The organism is Pseudomonas sp. P1_A1 (genome assembly GCF_056406935.1).
This window is the reverse complement of sequence record NZ_JBFTZE010000009.1, coordinates 37,974-60,085: the sequence shown is the minus strand read 5'-3', so window position 1 is coordinate 60,085 and position 22,112 is coordinate 37,974. Positions and strand designations below refer to the sequence as shown.

At 52.8% G+C, this 22,112-nt stretch carries 20 protein-coding genes and 1 pseudogene; 15 read left to right on the top strand and 6 right to left on the bottom strand.

Going from position 1 to position 22,112, the window contains the following annotated elements; genetic code table 11:
• Positions 1-788: 788 nt before the first annotated feature.
• The gene (locus AC1D2Q_RS15235; protein WP_477813717.1) at positions 789-1,325 is read right to left on the bottom strand and encodes a LasR-specific antiactivator QslA; all 537 of its coding nucleotides are present in this window, start codon (positions 1,323-1,325) and stop codon (positions 789-791) included.
• A 515-nt stretch (positions 1,326-1,840) separates the two neighbouring features.
• Between AC1D2Q_RS15235 and AC1D2Q_RS15230 the strand changes: the two genes are divergently transcribed.
• From AC1D2Q_RS15230 to AC1D2Q_RS15220, 3 genes are all read left to right on the top strand, one after another.
• Positions 1,841-2,173, top strand: coding sequence for a hypothetical protein (locus tag AC1D2Q_RS15230; RefSeq protein WP_477813716.1), 333 nt, complete (start codon positions 1,841-1,843; stop codon positions 2,171-2,173).
• Positions 2,174-2,586: 413 nt separating this feature from the next.
• Positions 2,587-3,591, top strand: a complete 1,005-nt coding sequence (locus tag AC1D2Q_RS15225) for a nucleoid-associated protein (protein ID WP_460154114.1) — start codon at positions 2,587-2,589, stop codon at positions 3,589-3,591.
• Between the two features lie 2 nt (positions 3,592-3,593).
• Entirely contained in the window at positions 3,594-4,718 is a 1,125-nt protein-coding gene (locus tag AC1D2Q_RS15220) for a hypothetical protein (protein WP_477813715.1), read from the top strand.
• Between the two features lie 406 nt (positions 4,719-5,124).
• On the opposite strand, the gene AC1D2Q_RS15215 is transcribed toward AC1D2Q_RS15220, so the two are convergent.
• Together AC1D2Q_RS15215 and AC1D2Q_RS15210 are read right to left on the bottom strand one after the other, a co-directional pair.
• On the bottom strand, positions 5,125-5,820 hold the full coding sequence (locus AC1D2Q_RS15215; protein WP_460154116.1) for a hypothetical protein: 696 nt from the start codon (positions 5,818-5,820) through the stop codon (positions 5,125-5,127).
• Positions 5,821-6,300, bottom strand: a complete 480-nt coding sequence (locus AC1D2Q_RS15210) for a ComF family protein (protein ID WP_477813714.1) — start codon at positions 6,298-6,300, stop codon at positions 5,821-5,823.
• Positions 6,301-7,101: 801 nt separating this feature from the next.
• On the opposite strand from AC1D2Q_RS15210, the gene AC1D2Q_RS15205 reads away from it, so the two are divergent.
• The 8 genes from AC1D2Q_RS15205 (at position 7,102) to AC1D2Q_RS15170 (ending at position 12,377) form a co-directional block, all read left to right on the top strand.
• Positions 7,102-7,827 (top strand): zeta toxin family protein, encoded by a 726-nt coding sequence (locus AC1D2Q_RS15205; protein ID WP_477813830.1) that lies wholly within the window; start codon positions 7,102-7,104, stop codon positions 7,825-7,827.
• Positions 7,824-7,991, top strand: a complete 168-nt coding sequence (locus AC1D2Q_RS15200) for a hypothetical protein (protein WP_477813713.1) — start codon at positions 7,824-7,826, stop codon at positions 7,989-7,991. Before AC1D2Q_RS15205 ends, AC1D2Q_RS15200 begins: the two co-directional genes overlap by 4 nt.
• Before the next feature lie 384 nt (positions 7,992-8,375).
• Entirely contained in the window at positions 8,376-8,750 is a 375-nt protein-coding gene (locus AC1D2Q_RS15195; RefSeq protein WP_477813712.1) for a DUF6124 family protein, read from the top strand.
• A gap of 35 nt (positions 8,751-8,785) precedes the next feature.
• On the top strand, positions 8,786-9,043 hold the full coding sequence (locus AC1D2Q_RS15190) for a hypothetical protein (RefSeq protein WP_477813711.1): 258 nt from the start codon (positions 8,786-8,788) through the stop codon (positions 9,041-9,043).
• Between the two features lie 156 nt (positions 9,044-9,199).
• Positions 9,200-10,240, top strand: coding sequence for a DMT family transporter (locus AC1D2Q_RS15185; protein ID WP_477813710.1), 1,041 nt, complete (start codon positions 9,200-9,202; stop codon positions 10,238-10,240).
• A 241-nt stretch (positions 10,241-10,481) separates the two neighbouring features.
• The gene (locus AC1D2Q_RS15180; RefSeq protein WP_477813709.1) at positions 10,482-10,850 is read left to right on the top strand and encodes a DUF6124 family protein; all 369 of its coding nucleotides are present in this window, start codon (positions 10,482-10,484) and stop codon (positions 10,848-10,850) included.
• A gap of 430 nt (positions 10,851-11,280) precedes the next feature.
• On the top strand, positions 11,281-11,973 hold the full coding sequence (locus AC1D2Q_RS15175) for a DUF433 domain-containing protein (protein WP_477813708.1): 693 nt from the start codon (positions 11,281-11,283) through the stop codon (positions 11,971-11,973).
• Entirely contained in the window at positions 11,970-12,377 is a 408-nt protein-coding gene (locus AC1D2Q_RS15170; RefSeq protein ID WP_018929437.1) for a PIN-like domain-containing protein, read from the top strand. Before AC1D2Q_RS15175 ends, AC1D2Q_RS15170 begins: the two co-directional genes overlap by 4 nt.
• Positions 12,378-12,597: 220 nt before the next feature.
• Here the strand turns inward: AC1D2Q_RS15170 and AC1D2Q_RS15165 are convergent, their stop codons facing one another.
• A complete protein-coding gene (locus tag AC1D2Q_RS15165; RefSeq protein ID WP_477813707.1) occupies positions 12,598-13,122 on the bottom strand; it encodes a GNAT family N-acetyltransferase in 525 nt (174 codons plus the stop codon).
• A 192-nt stretch (positions 13,123-13,314) separates the two neighbouring features.
• Between AC1D2Q_RS15165 and AC1D2Q_RS15160 the strand changes: the two genes are divergently transcribed.
• Positions 13,315-14,754 (top strand): ArnT family glycosyltransferase, encoded by a 1,440-nt coding sequence (locus AC1D2Q_RS15160; protein WP_477813706.1) that lies wholly within the window; start codon positions 13,315-13,317, stop codon positions 14,752-14,754.
• Here the strand turns inward: AC1D2Q_RS15160 and AC1D2Q_RS15155 are convergent.
• Together AC1D2Q_RS15155 and pmrG are read right to left on the bottom strand one after the other, a co-directional pair.
• On the bottom strand, positions 14,705-15,568 hold the full coding sequence (locus AC1D2Q_RS15155) for a phosphatase PAP2 family protein (RefSeq protein WP_477813705.1): 864 nt from the start codon (positions 15,566-15,568) through the stop codon (positions 14,705-14,707). The two genes, AC1D2Q_RS15160 and AC1D2Q_RS15155, sit on opposite strands and share 50 nt — an antisense overlap.
• A 34-nt stretch (positions 15,569-15,602) precedes the next feature.
• Positions 15,603-16,274, bottom strand: coding sequence for a lipopolysaccharide core heptose(II)-phosphate phosphatase PmrG (gene pmrG, locus AC1D2Q_RS15150; RefSeq protein WP_477813704.1), 672 nt, complete (start codon positions 16,272-16,274; stop codon positions 15,603-15,605).
• Positions 16,275-16,534: 260 nt separating this feature from the next.
• Here pmrG and AC1D2Q_RS15145 point away from each other — a divergent pair.
• From AC1D2Q_RS15145 to AC1D2Q_RS15135, 3 genes and pseudogenes are all read left to right on the top strand, one after another.
• Positions 16,535-17,548 (top strand): annotated as a pseudogene (locus tag AC1D2Q_RS15145) (methyl-accepting chemotaxis protein); the annotation flags it as partial.
• A gap of 42 nt (positions 17,549-17,590) precedes the next feature.
• Positions 17,591-18,454, top strand: a complete 864-nt coding sequence (locus AC1D2Q_RS15140) for a methyl-accepting chemotaxis protein (RefSeq protein ID WP_477813829.1) — start codon at positions 17,591-17,593, stop codon at positions 18,452-18,454.
• Between the two features lie 212 nt (positions 18,455-18,666).
• On the top strand, positions 18,667-22,086 hold the full coding sequence (locus AC1D2Q_RS15135; protein WP_477813703.1) for a Tc toxin subunit A: 3,420 nt from the start codon (positions 18,667-18,669) through the stop codon (positions 22,084-22,086).
• The last annotated feature ends 26 nt before the right edge of the window (positions 22,087-22,112 follow it).

The window sequence follows — 22,112 nt, the reverse complement described above, 5'->3', positions numbered from 1 at the left end:
GTCAGTCAGGTGCAGCCTTCCATAGGCTGCGGCACCGGTGTCTGTGTCGTTGCGGATGGCGACGAATCGGATTTGTCAGGCCGATTGTCACGAGGAGAGTTGCGGCAATGCCCAGTACGACGTGGCTTGCAGCAATGGTACGAGCGCCCGTCTCTTTCCGGGAGAAAGAGACGGGCGCAGTCTGGCGCAGCGAAGTGTGCCGAAAGGTGAGGTTGCTGCAGCGCAGCGAGGAAGGTCCATCGTCTGCCGCAGTGGGCAGATCAGTCGAGTAGGCATCCATCACTCTTGGGGAGTGACCGTGCGAGCCGCCGGATGCTAATCGCACTTTGGGAGAACCACCACGCAAGTGGCGTAGCCTTGAAGGTTTTGGCTACCTGGGCAGGTGCTGTCAACGACAGCGTTCCGTGCGCCAATTGTTATACCTCCTCGAAAAGACGGTCAAGCGCCACGGGCAAAGTGGGCAAAAAGTGGCGACTGTCGCCACATTTGTCGCCATGCTCCAGACCCCGTTCTGCATGGGTTGTCGCCGGTGTCGCCGCTGTCGCCACCTCTCTAACCATAGTCCCGCGACAAGCTCCGGTCTGACGCTGAGACTGCGTTGCGCTCGATAGAGATCGTGGTCAATTACTCGGGTAAAAGAAGACGTGGAGCTAATCAAATTTGAAATGGAAGGGTGGAACGAGTTGGCTTCGAGAAAAAGCGAGTGAACCCTCCGATCGGCGCGATCAAAGATCGCTGGATCGGAGGGTTTGGCGGGAAAAGCAAAATCTCAAACGTCAATTAGCGCCTCAAGCATCGAAACTTGTTGGTCGGGATGCATCAGCTTCTCGAAGGTTGATCAGCGTCTGCTGCAAACGCAGCAGAAAACCGGCCTCGAACGCTTCCTGAAAATCCCCTGGACGATGACGTTTTCGGTTCTGCGCCAGTGCCCACCATAACGGTAATGATGAACCGTCAAGCCAGGTCTCTGCACACCGAACGCCATCCTTAATCGCCGGAGCGAACTCATCGCCCCACGGGGTTTGGATCGCGGGAGAACCTTCAGCGGAGGGGACAGAGACATACTCACCGATCTGTTGATGAACGCGTTGAGCAGGGATGCCGGTCAAGTACCGGAACGCCTTGTCGTACAATACGGCGGCATCATCCAGCAGCTCTACAGCCAGCTCAACGTCCTGCGGAAAATGAAGCAGAATACTCTGTGCTCCATTAAGCCGAAGCGTGGCAGCCTGCCGTAGTTTAATCGCGGCATCTTCAGGAGTAAGCGAAGCTGTATCGATGGTATGGGGTTTGGGTAAGCCGATTAGAAGCGAGAGATCAAACATCACGGAGTCCTCCGAGATAGTTTGAAGTACGAAACAAACGGCCAGGGTGGCGCACGAGCTTAAAAGGGGGACAGGGCATTTTCCTTATCTCCTTGGTTTGATTAAGGAATGCCATCCACCGTTCTGACTCGGCTTAGGGTGGCAAACCGTACGGGGGTCAGAAACCGGAAACCAAGGAACCGGCCAGGCCGAAGCCTGCCCCGCACGGTCCGCCATAGAAAAGCAGCAGCTAGCACTCGAAGTGCTGACTGTGCGGCATGGAAGAAACCGCGCCTTGGTTTTGATTCAGGTTCTGACGCCCGATCGCGGGATTGACCGCGACGAAGCAAAGCCTAAATGTGAAGCCGCGGCAACACAAGCATGCAGTATCAATTAGCCCTGTATCCGAAACTACCGGCTAGACTCTGACGCTTGCCGGTGGTCGTCTGCCGCTTCACGTCGGACCCAGTGCCCACAGAGACCGACACGCTGATAGAATCAGTAACGCTATAAATGGCCCACTCTCGAGAAATGGTATGAATACAGAGTTGACGGAAGAAGAAATGCGCCGGGCGCTATTCGGTGAGTCTGAGTTTCCTGTGCCGGCAATTAACTCACACGTACAAGACACCATTCCGGACGTCGTGATAGTGCAACAGATAAAGGCAGCGAAGAAACAGATAATCTCAAAAGGCTTCACGCCGAGGCTGAGAGTCACACTACGGGTAGGAAATGAATTTGAAGGCAAGATGCACGAGATGGTGCATGAGGCCGATACGCTGAGTTCCTTAGTAGCTGAGCAAGAAGCTACTAAAACGGCCAGAAAAAAATATAGGTTTGTGGAAGTGGTTTCGGTCAAACCGATGTAAGTAAGCTCCCTCACTTGGCTCGCTACCTGGCATTATCGCCTCGGTTAACGCCCTTCATCCAACCCGGCCGCCTCGTATCGCTGAGATCTTAAACCTCAGTTACGGCAACTGTATCGCTGGCTGCATTTAACACTAACACCCCACCCCAAGGCTCAATGTCTAACGTACCGCCAGCCCCAACCCTCCGCATCTGAGGGTAGCGACGGGTAGAAATTTGCCATAAGAAGATTTTCAGTCGAAGCTGTGCCTACAAAATCCGGGCGACTCAGATGCGAAAAATGCGGATACACCGTTTTAGCGGCGCGTGGCGCGTGAACGTTAAGAATTTTGAGCATCTATTGCCAAGGTCTGATTGACATGGTATCGAGGTGCCATCATATTGCTGCTTTTGAATTAATGGCAAAGGAAAGCAAATGGATATTTTATCCAGCATTCTTCACAAAATTCACAAAGATTCCAAGCAAACGAAAGTCGTCACAATCACACCACGAAAAACTTTGTTTGACACCAAAGATCAAGCCGTCATTGATCTGCTTGGCGGCGCAGTTAGTGCATTTCGGAAAACAAGTTCGAAAGGTTATGCAGTTTTTCAGAAGAGTGTAATTGCGTACCCCTTTTCTGATCAACTTGATAAATATCTAACCAACTCATGCGACTTCATGACTTTCTCTATATCTGCGATGGATATCTTGAAAGCGCAGATGACCAAGGAAGCTCTTGCCACTGGCGGATACATTCTATTTTGCCATTACAAGCTCAACCAGTCAGATTTTCTGCTTATAATGCAACTTAAGATAAAGCCCGGAACAGGCATTGACGAGATAACTTTAGATGTAATGGAAAATATAAACTTAGACATCGACCACCTGCATGAGGCGGCTAGAATCAACGTCGCTAATTGGCGAGCGGCGGATGGAAAGTATATATCCTTTGTAAAAAAAGCAAGCAACTCGCAACCAACTAAATACTTTAGAGATTTTATAGGCTGCGATGAATTCGAAGATGCAAAAGCACAGACTAACGAATTAGTCCTGGCTGTTGAAGGTTATTGCGACAGCCTAAAACTAACCCTTGAACAAGCAAATGAAATAAAAGAAAAAGTATTTTTCTACTGTGAAGAGAAGAAAAAAGAAGGGCAACCTATTTCTTTGGCCGCACTCGCAACTAGAATAAATGAAAAAGACCCAACAGCATTTATCAAGTATATAGACGACAACCTACTGGCTGTGCCCGATTCTTTTGATCCAATTAAGGATGCATATAAACATCTGAAGCGTGTTGGAGGCAAAGATAAAGATCTGACGATTAACTTCAATAGATCTTTGTTGGGAAAGCGCGTAGTCTATGATAAAGTCAAGGGTGAGCTATTAATTAAACAGCTACCTCAAGAGCTTAAAGACGAACTCGATAGTAACTGACAATGACTCAAGATGAATGGCTTGCCGCATGCGTCAGACTTACTGAGGTAATGGGAACTCCCTCCCTTACCGACGGGAGCCTTGACGGCGATTTTCAGCTGACAGCTGAATTACGTGCAATCCTTAAAAATCTGGAATCCTCGAATCACTTTCTTGATCGTACAAAAGTGTTTGGGCGGTCTGACGGTGACAGGGTTAATATTTCTGTAGATGTGCCTAGAACTTCTAATGCATTTTATGCTGAAGACTGGACGGATTTACTAACGACTGGAAGCTTTTCCTGGGATCCACCTACTGAGTATTTCATACTAAAAGGTAGCTCTCAGGCTCACCGGGAAAATTACGCAAATATCGTTAGAGTTGCGCGCGCTCTTGAATTGGCGGCTGATTACGTTGATCCTGATGCCTCTAGCCGCAAGTTAATATACTTGGGCAAGAAAAAATTAGAAATGTTTATCATTTATTCCGACTTAAACGTTACGCTGATAGAGGAGGACATCAAAGGGGTTGAGCTATTCCTCCAAGATGCTGATAAGCATAAGAATCAACGTCACTCAATTATAAAAGCCAGCCTTCAGGAGGCTGTCGGAGGAGGTGCAGCCGATGAAATTTTTGCCTTGCTGCTCAAGAAATTTACAGCATTTTCGCGCTCAGTGGAACATGGCTATGCGCTATATGTAAGCGAGTTTTCTTATGAGAAAATTCTCGAGGATGCAACTAAGGAAAAGTTAGACTTTCATATAAGAATCAATAAACTTATTTCTGAAATGCAGAATCAATTGCTAGCAATTCCTGCGGCATTTATTTTTGTTGGCACTCAGTTTAAGAGCGGCGCCGGGTTTGACATCTCAAAGATAAGCTTGATATTTGGGGTTCTAATATTCGGGGTATTAATGGATATTTTGGTGCGAAACCAAAAAGATTCTATGAGCGCGATTCAGCACGAGATTGATGCGGAGATACTAAAACACATAAAAATTAGCGCCAAAATCAAACCGCAAATTGAAGAAATTTTCCTCCCGCTAGTTGATCGAAGTAAAAAATTTAATCTAAAAATGTTTATCATTGAGTTTTCAGTGTCAACAATTATTGCTTTTACAATGATTTTGACGCTTGGGGGATTTTGATAAGGCCCGTATTCGAATGGAAGAGCACTTCTGCTTCTCCGGGAAAACTCGACACCTCGCGAAACATCAGGAGTGCTTGATTTACAATATCTCCAATTGCTTCGAGGCATATACATAAACCGATTGTTTCTCTTTCCGCGCTGCTATATATCACAATGATACCAAACTATAAGCTGACGGAAAAAATTTCTGAACATTAACCGCCGCTTGTGTCGGGTGCCATTGTAAATTACGAAGTTGTTAGGCCCTGTCCAGAGTCTGTTTTTGTGTGAGAGCCGTCCAGTGGCGACTGACGTAACTAGCCAACTCCCGCCTGTAGTGACCGGCAGAGAGCGGCCAGAAGCTGCTATTCGGATGCATCTAGGAAATCTGGGACAATTCAAGTAGTCGCATTGCGAGGACCACACTACAGCGCTGAAAACATATCATCCATCGGCTCACGTAATTGCTCTAACTGCCGCTTTAACTCCGCAATGGTTTTTTCATGACTAACGATTTCAGCCTGGTGACTAGCGATCAATCGTTGCAAGCCTTCAGCCTTATCAAATAGCTCGTCTGTCAGACCGTTTACTGGTTGAAAATTTAATATTGAGCTAAAGGATATTTTTTTGTCTACAGAAATATAATCTTCAAGCTCCATCTGATCGACTAATGTCTTGAAATCTGTTTCTGATGTTACTGTCAAGAATGTTTTCTTTGAAGAAACATAGACCACAGATTTCTTTTTCTGTCTTAGTAACTGCATGACATTACTAAGTGTACCTGGACTTTTGCAATCCCAAATCATAAGCCCTATATCAGAATCATCAGCCATCTTCAAATCTTTCGCTACATAGTAGTCCCTTCCTTTTGATTCAATAGGAGGGTCTACACATACGACAGGCCACCCTCCTTCATTATTTCTAGGTGTTTTTCCTGTGCAATAGACTTTCACCGAAGAAAAACCATTCATTAAAAGGTACTGCTGAACAGACTTATCAACCCCTCCAGCATCACCAATCAAAACGGTCATTCCCGAAGAAATAACATTATCCAGCCTAGATCTAACTACCTCATCTAGCCTTTTAATTTTAATTGATCCGGATATAAACAAATTCTTCATTCAGCCCGTCCGCGTCAAAACAATAACCGATATACTGAATATTTTAGCGTATTTCTTTAATGCCGTACAAGCTGCTTCTATAGAAGCACCTGAGTCATAAAGATCATCAATTATCAGCGCATTCCAATTTGAATCATTAAGATTCTCTTTAACTTCAAAGCACCCTTCCAGTGCAGCCACTTTATCATCATACGATTTCAAATCTTTCATAGCACCAGTGGACTTAACCTTAACTAGCGTACTGTCGCTATAAACAACGCCCAACATGTCAGCCACTTTGCTAGCAACAGCATATACAGGCTGGTTAGCGCGTATTTTGCTTGCGGGCATAGGGATTACTATATGTATCTTCGGGAATCTGTTGTCTTGCAACGCTTCAATTATTGACTCGGCTAAGAAATCGACTTGGGCAAAGTCACCTTTATATTTAAGCTGATAAACAGCTTCTCCTATATCCGTTCTCAGGGTATCGAATTGCATATGCCCATATTCATTCTCGCCGATAGGGACACTCCGTATTTTATGCTTATCAAGACTTACCGCGTAACCCCATACGCCTGTGCTGGGTATTTGTATGATTACCATTTTTCGTCCTTGTATTAATGGAGTTTTCGATGTCTCGATCATCGAAAGCCTACGCAAGCATTGGTAGGCTGTTTCATCATATCCTCCAGTTGAGCTGCCGACCAGAGCCTACCTTTACGCTTCGAGTTTTTTATAATTGCTACTCATCAGCACTTCAGGTAACGCCAATATTTGATAGGCAAAGGGCCCCTGACTTCCTGCATGTTTTCGACAGGCCGCTTTGGGTTCTGGATTGCTACCTGCTGTCCCGAAAGCTAGAACAAGTTCACCGCTCATCATCGATACGAAGCACGCTAGGCAGCGCAGATGTGCACGGCTGCCAGATCGAATACAAGCGGGCGATCAAATGGAGTTCTGTTTCGCGCGGTATTCCAGTTGGTATTCCAAACCAAACACAAAACTAATATTTATTATAAAATTCAATAATATAGGAGACCAAACCAGATTACCCCGGCCCACCAATCCGAAAACGACAAAGCCCGCCAAGTGCGGGCTTTGTTGCATCCGGGGTTTGGTAATCGATGGCTCACACGTCCCCCTAAATGGGAGCGGGCTCCTTTGCTTTTGAGTGTGCTGAACGGTTCTTGATATGGTGCTTTGTAATCAGTAGGTCTCCGGGGCGACTCCGGGGCCGGTACGAAACCGACAAGGAGGAGTTTATTTGTGGCCAATGAGGCAACCCCAGCAAGGCAAGTAATGACACCCGAAGAGCTAGAGACTTCGGCTAAAGCAGTCAGCTTCGCTCGCGCGCACAAGAAAGCAATCGCCAAGCGCCGGACTGACAAAACCATTTATCCGCCAGAGGAAGCTCCCGTATCAGTGTTCATGGCCGGCTCTCCAGGGGCGGGTAAAACTGAAGCCTCAATCGCGCTTGTGAACCTTTTCGCTGACACGAAGATCCTGAGGATTGATCCAGACGAGCTTCGAAACGAATTTCCTGAATACTCGGGTGGAAACTCCTGGCTTTTTCAGGGTGGTGTTTCGATCCTGGTTGAAAAAATTCTCGACTTTGCTATCGATCAGAGACAGTCTTTTCTGCTCGACGGGACATTCTCCAACATCGATGTAGCCAGAAGAAATGTCGAACGGTCCTTGAAAAAGGGCAGATTTGTGCAAATTTTGTACGTCTATCAGAATCCTCACCTTGCATGGGGCTTTGTCAAAGCTCGAGAGGAGGCCGAGGGCAGAAGGATTCGCAAGGAACATTTCATCGATCAGTATTTCGCGGCGCGTGACGTTGTGAACGCACTTAAGCTAGAGTACGGCGGCGATGTCCACGTGGATCTGCTGCTCAAGCATATCGACAACTCGGGACGACTTTACAAAGCTGGTGTCGATAAGATTGACTACCATATACCTGAGCACCATACGCGGGCCGATCTAGAGGCCGAGCTCGGGTTACCATCAGGAGGGCATTCATGATTTCGATTAAGCTAGGCTTAACCAAGGGTGTTAAAAGCCCATTTGCCGACTTTATTCGTAACGCGAAGTCAGAGCAAAAAAAGCGCGTTTACAGTGAGGTTTTGACCGAGGCGACCAAACAACAAAACCTCGTGATGATGCAAGCCGAGGCAAAGCAAGCCTGATAGACCTACATAGAATCAAAGAGAAGCCCGGCCAGATGCCGGGCTTTTTTTATTGCCTGACAGCTCGTACTCACCGTCCTAGGAAATTTCCCTCAAAACGTATCGCCTTCCATGAACTAGCGGGCGCTGCTCATCGAAGATAGCCTTCAGGTGTCGCTGCAAATCAGCGATCGGCTTTGACAGGCTGAAAACCGGAAACTTCCACTCGTCCTGATAAAACGGCATGCTTGCGCGCATGCAGCTTTTTCATGGCGGCTGTGCGTGGGGCATCTTCGGATGCACCGGTTTCCTGCGTTTCCGGTCTGTCAACCCGCGTACAGCTGCCACCAATCTGTTTGACAGCAGGGTGTTGGCAGTTCCTCCAAACAACGCAGGAGCTCCACCATGAAGAAGATCACCCCCAACCCTCCAGAAACCGATACCCCTTCTGAACCCGAAACCTTCGACCTGACCCAACTCTCCCAAGCCACCCAACGCGCCGTCAGCGCCCGCTTGCGCAACCCGAAACAGCCCGACCCCGTGAGCCATGTGTTCACCATCCTCCCCGACGTCGACACACCCACCCTGCTCGGTCACGCCAGCGAAACCCTGGCCTCCTTGAATGTCATGACCACCGACCTGGCCGACCAGTTGGAAGGCTCGCATCGCAACGTGGCATTGGCGATGCAGCAACTGGCCGTGCTGGCCGAGATGTTGATCAATCGAGCGCTGGATAACCTCGATTCGCCCATGCCGGCGGTCGAGCCCGTCTGCCACTGAGTGATCGCGCTCGTTGATCGAATGGAGGTTTTGTCATGGATCGATACATGCCGATCACCGGCATCGACTGCACTATCGCGTCGCTGCTGATCGACACCGAAGCGCCGCTGGATGTGCTGCATGAAACGGCGGCCTACCGCATCCGCACGGCGACTCAATTGCTGGAGAGCTTCGCTGTTAGTGAAGGCATTCACAGTGAGCTGGCGCGGGTGTTGGTGACTTCGTTGCGTGATGGTTGCGATTTGCTGGATGTGGTGGGGCGGCGGTTGCAGAGGCAGGTTTCTGCGTCTTGACGAATCCGGCACAGGACATCGTTGCCGCGCGCCCAACGCAGAAAGGCATCTGACGAGAATATCGCAGGTGCCTTTTTTGTGGATTCGATTCAATGCGCTGTCGATGCATGACGAGTATCGTGTTTCTCAACATTGCCTTTTGCTACGGAACAGATGATGAACAAAAGCGTTTTATACGCCTTGGGGGCTGCAGCGCTGTTTGGTGCCAGCACACCGCTTGCCAAGGTCCTCGGGCTGAACGTTTCCCCCGTCTTGCTCGCCGGTTTGCTTTACCTGGGAAGTGGCTTGGGTCTTACAGTCACCCGGCTGATCCGTGATCGCGGCTGGCAGCCTGTCGGTTTAACAATATCCGAATGGCCATGGCTCATCGGCGCTATCGCGTTCGGCGGCGTGTTGGGGCCGGTGGCTCTAATGTTCGGCCTTACCCTCACGCCTGGAACCACTGCATCGCTGTTGCTAAACCTTGAAGCGGTGTTAACCGCCCTGCTTGCCTGGATGGTGTTCAAGGAGAACGCCGACCGGCGGATCGTCATTGGAATGATCGCAATAGTGGCCGGTGGCGTGCTCTTGGGTTGGCCTCAAACTTCCGCAGGGATCCATGGGTGGGTTGGCCCGGTCGCCGTGGTGATTGCCTGTTTTTGTTGGGCCATCGATAACAACCTTACCCGGAAGGTTTCCGCATCGGATGCATTGTTCATCGCGGGCATCAAAGGATTGGTCGCCGGGGTCGTCAACTGCGGGTTAGGGATTGCTCTTGGCATGCATCTCCCTGAATGGTCTCTACTGGGGCCAACACTACTCGTCGGCTTTTTAGGCTACGGCGTCAGCCTGGTGCTATTCGTGTTGGCATTGCGGGGGCTTGGAACAGCACGCACAGGTGCGTACTTCTCGACTGCTCCCTTTTTGGGGGCCGCTATTTCCATCCTGTTGCTAGGCGAAGCCGTGACGTGGGTGTTCTGGGTGGCGGCAGGCCTGATGGGGCTTGGCGTCTGGATACACCTGACCGAAAGCCATTCTCACGAGCACCAACACGATCCGCAAACACACGACCATCCGCATATTCACGATGCGCACCATCAACATGAACATGCCTTTGAGTGGGACGGCACTGAACCTCATAGCCATTTGCACGACCACGCGCCCATCCAACACAGCCATCCGCACTATCCCGACATCCATCACAGGCACAAACACTGAGCGAGACTGCGACGGAGGAGTATCAGGCCCGGCGGTTGCTCAGGACCATACGCAGTGAACAGGGATTTTTCTGACAGATTAGAACCACGTCATCCTGGGAATTTTCCTGCAACCCGTAGCGACTGCCATGAACTGGTGAACAACATTTCTGAAAGATAGTCTTCACCCTTCGCTGCGACCCTGCGGACGGTTTTGACAAGCCGAACTCACGTAAGGATCCCTAAACCAATGGAACGACCTTATGAAAAAGATCATCCGACTCCCACTGAAAAATCCGGCCACTTCACAGCCTGAAACCCTCGACCCGACACAACAGCCCAAAACCACCGAACGCTCCGTCAGCGCCCGCCGGCGCAACCTGAACAGGAACATCTTCAGCGTCCGCCCCGACGTCGACATGCCCACCCTGCTCGCTCACGCCAGCGAAACCCTGGCGTCCCTCAACGTGATGACGTTGGACTTTGCCGACCGACTCGAAGGCCCACAGCGCAATGTGGCACTGGCGCTTCAGCAGTTGACGATGTTGACCGAGCTTTTGGTCAACCGAGCGAAGGACAACCTTGATCCAAACGCGTCGGTGGCCGTGGGCGAGCCTCCCGTTCTTCACTGAGTGATCGCGCTCGTTGATCAAATGGAGTCTTTACCGCTCCCCCAACACAAAAAGGCACCTGACGAGAATATCGCAGGTGCCTTTTTGGGCTTTGAATGGGTAGAGATGTTCTGTATGCGTGACAATTGAAGCTGAATGTTAGTTATACGAGACAATGCAGTGTCAGATGACTCAACAGTAGGTTTCATAATCTGTAACTTACTGTCGACTCAATAGACGACAGATTAGCCACGTTTTCGCCCAAGCGACTTACAGGGCAGGGTTTTCAGAAATTTCCTGCAAGCCGTGACGACTCCAAGCTGATTGTGTAGCTCACGCTTCAAACCTACTCTGCCCAAACAAAACAGCGGTTCGTCCCCGACCAGTTGCTTGAGTTCACCCTTACGACCAGAATCCATCCATCGGATCACCTGCTGACAAGGAGGCCAACATGCAAAACATTAAGCTGCCTAGCCGCCTTGTCGGCATTGGCTTGTACACCCCGGCAGAAGCTTCGCTTTACACTGGGATTCCAGCTACCGATATACGCCGCTGGTTATTCGGGTACACCGCCCACGGTGTTCAGCATCCGGGGCTTTGGGACTCAGAGCTGTCTGATGTGAACGAGTGCGTTCTAGGTTTTCATGACTTACTGGAAATTCGTTTCGTTCATGCGTTTCGCCAACACGGCGTAAGCCTGCAAGCCATCCGTAGTGCCTCGCAGCAAGCAAAAGAGTTGTTTAACCAAGCGTACCCATTCACCTGCAAACGCTTTCAAACCGACGGACGAAGCATCTTCGCCACGGTTATGGGTGAAACAGGGGATGAGGCACTTCTGGACTTGATCAAGCGACAGTATGCATTCGAACAAGTCATCAAACCTTCGCTCTATGAAGGTATCGACTACACAGGATCAGGCTCAGCACAGCGCTGGTATCCGGTCAAACGCAACAAAGCCATCGTTCTCGACCCCTCTCTAAACTTTGGAAAACCTGTCCTGTCAGGTACGGGAATTGACACAGCAGCCATTTTTAGCGCCTACCGAGCTGAAGGCAGAGACGTCAAACGTGTAGCCCGCCTCTATGAAATACCTATTGCTGCAGTTGAGGCAGCGGTCAGTTTTGAGCAAAGGAATGCGGCTTGAAGTTCCTATTGGATAACAATCTTCCCCCTGCGTTGGCCCGAGCGTTGAACGAACTGACTAAAGCTGAGGGCCATTCGGTGCTGTCTTTAAGGGATAAATTTCCGCAAAGCACCGCTGATGTGGCATGGATATCAGTACTGAGAGAAGAAGGTGGATGGGCTGTCATCTCTCAAGACAAATTCACAAAAGGTGATATTGAAAAGAGAGCGTTCCGCGAGTGCGGACTGCCGGTCTTCTGTTTGGCCAAACATTGGGGAAACGAATCCTATTGGAACAAAGCGCATAACCTGGTGCGATGGTGGCCGTCGATCATGAGTCAGGCACATCTGAATGGAGGTGGCGCTGCGTTCCGCGTACCGTGGAAATGTCCGGCGCACGGAAAATTTGATCAAATAAAAATATAAACCCCGGACCGTGACAGGGCTTCTTTTTCATTCAAACCTTTGGTGAAACTACGAACGACTGAAGCCTTCCATCCACATGAATTTTTCTTCACCCCACCGCCTCCCTCCAACCTGTACATTCCCCTCGCTCATTCAAGAAACTACGGTTTGCCCGCCCTCCCGCGGGCTTTTTTTTGCCTGCGATCTGGTTAGCGGTCGGTTCCAGTGACTGCTCCCACCATCATTTCAACCGATACAAATACGTATCCTGCGCCTCATGCGGTTGCAAACAAGGCCTCTGATAACACCGTCTGATCAAACCAAACCCGGCCGCTTCGGCCAGCCGCTGGCTCGCCATATTGGCCGAGGCGATGGTCAGGTAAAACGTGAATCCGGGCATGCTTTTGATCAACGCTTCAAGCGCCGTATGCATATAGCCTTTGCCTGAATAATCGGTATTGACCCAATAGCCGACGACATACCGGTTGCGACGGTGGGGCTTCAAGCCAATGCAGCCGATGATCGCGTGCGCGGCATCGTCGACGATAAACAACCGCCGCTCACCGGTTTCGCTTTTGAATTCATCGACTGCCCGCGCGAGGAACGATCGTGCCTCGTCCTCGGTGGTGTAGGGTTTGGCCCAGGGCAGAAATTCGCAGTGGACTGTAAAACTGGCGTTCAGCGCATGCTGCAACGCTTTACACCATTCGGGGTCGGGGGCGCTCAATCTCAATGCGTGAGTGCCAACCGTCAGCACAAGCTCCATTGCATCATCCTTAGCTACAAACTCCATGACGTCAGACAATAACAGCGCCTGGAAGGACGCTGCTACTCAGATCGCCCCCGTTAGTGCTACCCCAACGTCACCCGTCACCTCTCGCCGGCCGTTCATGTTTCGTTAAGCATTCAACTCGTATGCTTGGGGTTCCCGGTCCCCTGCTCGGTTAGCCAGAAGTTCATGTCACGCCCCGTCTCTTCACTGTTCCTGCTCGCCGCCCTGCTGTTCTTCTTCGCCCTAAGCAATCACCAATTACAAGGTTCCACGGAGGCCCGGGTCGCCGGAATTGCCATGGAGATGCACCTGGATAACGACTGGGTGACCCCGCATTTGTTCGGCGAGCCATTTCTTGAAAAACCGCCCTTGAGCTTGTGGCTCGACGCCGGGGCGATTCGCGCATTCGGCGGTACGCCGTGGACGGTGCGGCTGGCGTCGGCGTTTGCCGGGTTGTTCAGCGTAATGTTGCTGTATGCGATGCTGCGGCGGTTCGACCGGCCCAAGGTTATTGCCTGGACGGCGGGGATTTTGCTGGCGACCATGGCCAGTTACTGGAGCAACACGCGCAGCGTCGGCGAAGACGCGTTGCTGGCCTTCGGCGTGAGCATGGCGCTGCTGGCATTTTTTCAGGGGACACGGTATTCGACTGTCGGCAATGCCCTGCTGTTTGCATCGGGAATCGCCATCGCGACCTTGAGCAAAGGCGTGCTGGGGCTGGCGATGCCGGGGGTGGTGATCTTCGTGTATCTGCTGGCCGGAACCCTGATGGACAAGCGCCTGAAGCCCTCGGACTGGTTGCGCCCCGGCCTGTTGACACTGTTGGGATTGGTGCCGCTGATGATCTGGCTCGCGGTGCTGTATCAGCGCGATGGTGTGCATGCCGTGGGGGAAGTGTTGCTGACCAATAGCGTCGGGCGCTTCAGCGGCTCCTTCGTCGAGGCCGGGCATTACGAACCGTTCTACTACTACCTGGCCAAGCTGCCGGAGACCTTCGCGCCCTGGAACATTCTGGTGTACCTGGGGCTGTGGCACTTTCGCAAAAGCCTGATGGCCAATCGTTACCTGTTGTTCTTCACGGTGTGGCTGCTGGCGCAGTTCGTCATGCTGACCCTGGCGTCGAGCAAACGCACGGTGTACCTGATGTCCATGACGCCTGCAGCGGCGGTGATTGCCGCGGAATATGCGAGCGTGTTGTTCGAGCGCCTTCAGGCCTACACCGGTGCATCGACCTTGCCGGGGCTGATTGTCCGGCATCGTCGTGGTGTAGGTGTTGGCGTACTGGCCGTGGTGATCGGCAGCTACGTCGCTGCGGCGCAATGGGCATTGCCTCACGCTGATCGCAAACTGTCCTTCCTGCCGCTGACCGAACAGATTCAGGCATTCCAGGCCAGCGGGCAGCAGGTCGCGTTGTTTCAAGCCAACGAGCGGGTGGGCGGCGCCAGTGTGTTCTACACCCGGCGCGTACTCAAAGGCCTGGATACCGAGGCGCAATTGCATGACTTTTTGAGTGCCTCACCGGCTAATGTGGCACTCATGTCTGGTGTAAATGAACCCGCTGCGCCCTTAAAGGTGATCAAGACAATGATGGTGGGGCGTCAGGCTTACTACTTTGTAACTCTGTAAACGGCTCAGCGACGGGTAGCGCAGCCTTTTGCAGCACCGGCAGCTCCAGTCGCACCCGCCCATAGAACGCCAATGCCGTCAGCAAACACGCCAGCCACACGAAGATCCCGGACCAAAAGGTGTGGGACATGTAGTGCCAGCCTTGCAGAACCCGCGTGGTGCCGTAGACGAAACCGAGCAGCAGCGAGCCGTACATCACCGCTTTGGCGTGCCGCCAGCGGTAGCGCCGAGCCACGAAGTACAGCGCGAGCATGGTGAAGCCGCCCGAGGCATGCCCACCCGGCCAGCAGCGACCGTCACCGGCTTCTTTCAGCAGGTCAAAATTCTGGTACCACTCCTTGTGCTCGATTTTCCCGGCGTACTGAGTGGTTTCAACCGGGCAATACACACTGGTGTGGCTCTTGAGGTAGTGGATAACGCCGGTGCTGATGGAAAACGCGAACACCACATACAGGAAGTCCCGGCGGTGTTTACTGGCGAACCGAAGCACGGGCGCGACTTTGATTTTTTCCAGGAACGCGATGATCTTCGAATGCTTTTCAGTCTTCAATCGCGGCCAGAGAAACGACAGCAAGGCACCGATGATCGCGACCTCACCGGTCCAGTTCGGGATGATGCGCGCCCATTTATGGGTGATCAGCTCGAACAGGCGGACATGCTCCAACGGAAATACCTGGGTAGCCGGATCATAAAAAAGATCGCTGAACGCGATGTCGATTTTAGTCATGTCAAACATCAGGAACACCGCGACCGCGCAGGCCAGCGGAATACCAAAGTTCACCCAGTAAAAGCGGTAACGGGAAGAAGTCAGCATCGTACGTCCAGATCCAGAGGGATGATGAAGAAGCTCATTCGGTGCTCACCGAATGCCAGTCAGAGGCTTCGATGGAACCCAGCATGCGAGGTTCCTGAGGTTTTTCAGCGGAGATAAACAGAGAAGCACCGTAACCTAAAGTAGCCGTCGGCAGCTTGAGATCTTTTTCAAGTTGCGCCATGCACTCACTGTGGGTCACCAGAATCAGGTTGCGCCCGGCCACTTTGTGCGCCAGAGCATCACGTAACATGCTGCCCCGGCAGTTGATCAACCAGTCTTCGCCGACGCCAACCTTGTTGAACATATAACTGGAGGTCTGTGCCGCACGGATGATCGGACTGTTATAAATATCGGTCTTGTTCAGCCCCAGACGCTCAAACTGCGCACCGACCCCCACTGCCACACTGCGCGAGCGATCTGTAATGCCATCGTTGCCAATCAGACAGGCGGCGGTGGAGTGATCGCAACGCTCAACGTGACGCACCAGCACGATCATGTCGCCCTTGGCCCAACCCGCAGCCAGCGCACGGGCACCCGCCACATTGCCATGGGACAGATCGGGCACAGCCGCAGGTCGCAACAGCCACACGGTCAGCGGAATCACCAGCAGCAGCGAGGCCACGATGATCACGGCGTTTCGATAACGGGCCAAACGGCTCACATCGATCGAGCGTTTTATCCCGAACAGACTCAGTCTCAATTCCACGTTTAGCCGCCTCGCCGGCATGCATCACAATCATACAAAGCCACCAGAGTAGAGAGTCTCGCGTCGGCTGCTGGTGAAACCCATGTGAAAAAAAGCTTAAGACCTGCGTAAAAATCTTGTTACAGACTCCATCCGACAAAATCCTTTCAGCTCCCGGGATTGCGGCCGATACATACCTGCTACACACCTTGCTGGCTCCCAAAAACAAAAATCTTCCAGCCAACCGACGATCAAAAGCGCAACGTTCCTGGAGGAATTTGATGAATAGCTGGTTCGGCAACATCAGCGTGAACCTGAAACTGGGCCTGGGATTCGGCCTGGTCCTGGCACTGACCTGCATCCTCGCCCTGACCGGCTGGACCAGCCTGGGCGGGTTGATTGACCGCAGCAACTGGATGAGCGACATCACTCAGCTCAATGCCGGCCTGACCAAGCTGCGCGTGGTTCGCCTGCAATACATGCTGACCAACGGCGACGAAACCGCCGCACAGAATGTACAAACCACCCTGGACGGTTTTGTGGCTCAGCAAACAGCGCTGCTGGGCAGCTTCAAAAATCCTGAAAACGTCAAAATGCTCAAAGAGCAGGCCGCGACCATCGCCGCTTATCAGACGTCGCTGAACAAAATGCGCAGCGCCTACCGCACCGGCAACAGCGCCCGCGACGCCATGGGCGCCAACGCCGAAACCGCCAGCAAGCTGATCGATGCGATCAACATCCGTGTGCAGCAAATGCCCCTGAGCGATCAGCGCTTCGAACAGTTCCTGGCCATCACCGCCGCCAAGGAAGCGTTCATCCTTGCCCGCTATGAAGTGCGCGGCTACACCGCCAACACCAATGCCGAGACCGAGCAGAAAGCCGTTTCCCAACTGGATGCGGCCATCGCCAGCCTGAAATCACTGAACGTGCATTTCGCCGAGACCCAGCAAGACGCCCTGCGTCAGCTGGAAACCGCGCTGAGCAACTACCGCAGTGCCTTGCAAGCCTATAAAGCCGCCAACAGCGATGCAGTGCAGGCGCGTAAGGAAATGACCGACCAGGGCGCCGCCATCGTGACCCTGAGCGATCAGCTGTATCAATTCCAGCTCGACCGCCGTGATGCCGAAAGCGCCCAGGCCCGCACACTGCAATTGATCAGCACCTTGCTGGCATTGCTGGTGGGCATCATTGCCGCCGTGGTCATCACCCGGCAGATCACCGGCCCGTTGCGCGATACCCTTAAAGTGGTCGAGCGTATCGCCGGTGGTGACTTGTCTCAGGACATCAAAGTCACCCGCCGCGACGAACTCGGCGTATTGCAGCAAGGCATTGCGCGCATGGGCGTAACCCTGCGCGATTTGATCAGCGGCATCCGCGATGGCGTTACCCAGATCGCCAGCGCCGCCGAAGAACTGTCGGCCGTGACGGAACAAACCAGCGCCGGGGTCAATAGCCAGAAGATCGAGACCGATCAGGTGGCCACCGCCATGCACGAAATGACAGCCACCGTGCAGGAAGTCGCGCGCAACGCCGAAGAAGCCTCCCAGGCCGCGGCGGCCGCTGACGGCGAAGCTCGCGAAGGCGACAAAGTGGTCAACGAAGCCATCGCCCAGATCGAGCGCCTGGCCAGCGAAGTGGCGCGTTCCACTGAAGCCATGAGCGTGCTGCAACAGGAAAGTGACAAGATCGGCAGCGTCATGGACGTGATCAAGGCCGTGGCCGAACAGACTAACTTGCTGGCCCTCAACGCCGCGATTGAAGCCGCCCGTGCCGGTGAAGCCGGTCGTGGTTTCGCGGTGGTTGCCGACGAAGTCCGTGGCCTTGCCCAGCGCACGCAGAAATCCACCGAGGAAATCGAAGGCCTGGTGGCCGGCCTGCAGAACGGCACTCAACAAGTGGCGGCGGTGATGAACAACAGCCGCACCCTGACCGACAGCAGTGTGGCGCTGACCCGCAAGGCTGGCGTATCACTGGAAAACATCACCCGCACGGTGTCCAACATCCAGTCGATGAACCAGCAGATCGCTGCCGCCGCCGAGCAACAAAGCGCCGTGGCCGAAGAAATCAGCCGCAGCATCATCAACGTACGCGACGTGTCCGAACAGACCGCCACCGCCAGCGACGAAACCGCCGCGTCCAGTGTTGAACTGGCGCGGTTGGGCAATCAGTTGCAGATGATGGTGAGTCACTTCCGGGTGTAACGCCTTCCTCCTGACCCGCCAGTACCTACTGCCGGGTCAGGGACTTACTAACGAATCCATTGCCAAACATCTTTCCAAATCCTACAGCCTTCCTGCCCCTCTTCCCCTGCCCAGTGACGAAACTTCCAGCCGCCTTTGAACGGAAGAGCTGACAGCGTTTCCCTCTACTACGCCGTAATGTCGATATCTCCACTCATTGGAAGCTCATCGGCATGGACGACAATCCCCCAGTCAACACACCCACCGATAACAAAGGTAAATCCCTGCTCGATACGTTGATCGAGGCCTACGCCCCCGAAGGCAAATCAACAGAATTTGCGAAACTTTTTAAGGCCGCGCCCGAGATCATCTCGGTGTTCGATATCACCAGGATGACCGAGGCCGACTTCAAGCACCGTCTAACGATCGCGATCGATAACGACGAGACGCTCGAAACGCACGTCGACAGCATTGTCGAAGCGCTCTACAAAGACGCCAGATGTTACGCCGCCCAGATCAGCCACCTTTACCGGGAGCAGCGGACGTCGGATGGAACGGCGCAGGATCAGTGGCATCCCCTGGGCATTCGCGCCGTCGAGAAACAGGGTCCCACCTACACCCATCTGTTCAAAGAGAACTGGGACGACGCTTGCAGGAACGATTCGATCGCCGCCATCGATTCACCGGTCGCCTACCTGAGAGCGCTGTACCGATTTGCCTTGCAACTGGAATCGAGCGCCTCGTCATCAGCAGACGAAAAAGCCAACCGGATCACGCTGGCAAAACGCCGTCCGGATCTCGCTGATTTGTCGATTGACCAGCAAAGCACCTTCACCGCGCAACCGATGCTCGGCATCGTCAATGCGATCCTGGACCAGAATATTCAGGAGGCGCTGAAGACCACCGACGAACAGGGCAAATCGACCTATGACGTGTTAGCGCAACGGTATTACCCCTTTGCCCTTCCGTATGAGTTTTTCCATCATCAGTGCCTGCTGGGACTGAGCTCGGACAAACCATCGCTCGGAGAGCTGAATTACCTCGTCAGCGATTACCTTCCTGTCACGCAATACTACGGTTCCCGGTATGGCACGGTGCAGAACGCCTCTTCCGATCAAGCTCAGAAGCTGATGTCCGGACTGGGCCCGAAACAACAGGCGCTGCTTACAGAACTTCCATGGGCTGAAAAGATCCTGAGCGATATGGAGTTCGCCAAACTCCCTCATGACGAACAGAGCAAGCAAAAAGACGATTACTGGAAAAAGATCTACGGCACTGCATCCATTTCCGACCTGAAAGAAATACAGCCCTTCCTTGAGCGAGTCGAACTTAAAGCCGAGCAACTAGAGGCATTGCTGGCGCAAGGCAAACACTCGCCATACACATCTGCACATTATTTATTGTCGGCGCCTTACCCCCAGCCCTATGGAGCCCGTTACGTCAACGGTCCGCTCCCGGCTACTGAAAAGAGCATGACGCTGGACACAGAGAAAAGCCCCGGAGAAATCGCAAATGCGACCGAGGACCAACTCGAACGCCTGCATCGAATGATTCGCCTCCAGCGCTGGCTGGAGATCCCCTTTACCGAGCTGGACACCCTGATATGCAGCGCATTTGAATCACGGCGGCCGCGCAACGCACCGATGCAACTTGACGGTTATGTCATTCAGGCGCTGGGGGTTTATCGTTATCTGAATCGCAAATATTCGATCAAGGCCGAGGAGTTCGCCGCGCTACTGCACCAAATATCGCCCTGCGCGACGGGCGATAACATCTCCCTGTTCGATAAGGTATTCAATCAAACCCGAGTATTCGACACGCCCCTGAAGCTCGATGGTCGTGTCTTTCGCGCGGACAATTCGGACCCCGCCTCTCACACCATTCTCCAACACTTGAGCATCAGCCTTGGCTTGCCTTTGACAGAGGACTCGCTATTGCGGGTCGTCAAAAACACGCAGGAATACCTGGGCTCGCTCAAGTGTGACTTGCGCACACTGTCGTCCCTTTATCGCCAGGCACGCATCGCACGAATGTTCGGTCTATCGATCAGCGAAAGTTCGACGCTGGTTAGTTTGCTGGGTGGGGAAGGTATTTCCAGGTGTCTGGCAACCGGTGACACCGGCAAACGGATACTTCGAATAAGGGGCCAAAAAAGAGATCAGTATTTTGAGCTGGTCGCACACTTTCAGCTCCCGAAACAGGGTGGCGCAGGTGAAGCCACCCTGCTTGCCGGATCCAGCCTGCGGACCAACACGTCATGGTTTGCCGATGCCAAAACAGACAAAAGGCTTGACCTCAGGTTTACCAAAGAGTCAGGCGAAAATGATGTGCCGTGGATCTACATCAACCAGATTCAAACCACCGAGCGGACGCGCACCACCTCACTGGAAGGCCAGAACATCAAATGGGGTGGCGCTGATTTCGATGAACTTTCCCACCGAAAAAATCCGCTTCTGATACTGCAATCCATTGTTCCAGAAGGGGGAGGATTAACCTCGATTGGCACCTCGACTGGCCACATAAATGAAGTAATCCTGAGTCATGAAGCCCCACAGGGAGTTTCTGCATTCAAACTCCTCGACGTCCTGATGCAATTGGACTGGATAACCCGCTGGATCAAAGAGTCCGCCTACGACATCCCCATGTTGCAACGTGTTCTTGAACCGCAAAGCAACAACAATTACCCGTTGGGAAATTTGCAGCAATACCTCACTCAATTCAGGGCCAACGCCCGCGAATGCGTGGTCACCGCGCAAGAGTTGGCGACATTGGCATTGCCAGTAAACGTCGATTGGCGAGCGAAGCTGGCCAATACCCTGCTGGATGATACAGGGCTGATAAAAAATTTCGCCCCTACGATCAAACACGATGTACCGCGGACGCTGACCAACGCACTGAGCAAAATAGTCGATGACGAAACATTCAAGCTGGACGAGGATCCCGTAAAAAATCTGAAGCTCAAAGACGACAGCAAGCAAAAACTCAAGAACCTTCTCTTGCTGGCCCATGATCGCCAGCAACATCTGATCGAAGCGTTTCTGCAGGAAATTTTCCTCCTGCCCATGAACTGTGCAAAAGATGTAGTGATATGGGCGCAAACCCCAGTCCATCAGATTCTCACCGCGGCCCTGGACTCTAAAGACTCACATGAGCTTGCACGCACATTGCACCCGCTTCTGCGCCACACCGAGGCCGCTGTCCGGTTGCAGTTGAGCAACAAGGCATTGCGCGCACTGCTGAGCACTGCCCGCTGGCTGGATTTACCTGATGGACAATTGACGCTGTCGTTCAAAACCTTGTACTTGTTCGATCGCTTTAACCACTTCATGAGCACTTATCAGCAGCCAGAAGAAAACCTGCTGAGCTACCTGGAGTTCGCCAATGTCTTCGGTCGCGAGACAAGCGTCGTCAACGAACGTCTGGCCCAACTCCTGAACTGGACGTCGGCAGAAGTCACCGCGCTCACCTCGCAGCTCCCGCTCAAGAGAGCCCAAACGATAAAGGACATCGATTGGGTCATGCGCTGTCACAGCGCCTGTAAAGCCACCGGGCTTAGCACGACCGCGCTACTGGGTGCTGCGGCTCTCCACAACACCAGTTCGGCCGCTCAATGGAAAACGGTCGGTGAAGCCATCATCGCGGCCAGTCACTAATCCCGATACATGCTCAAGGAATGAAC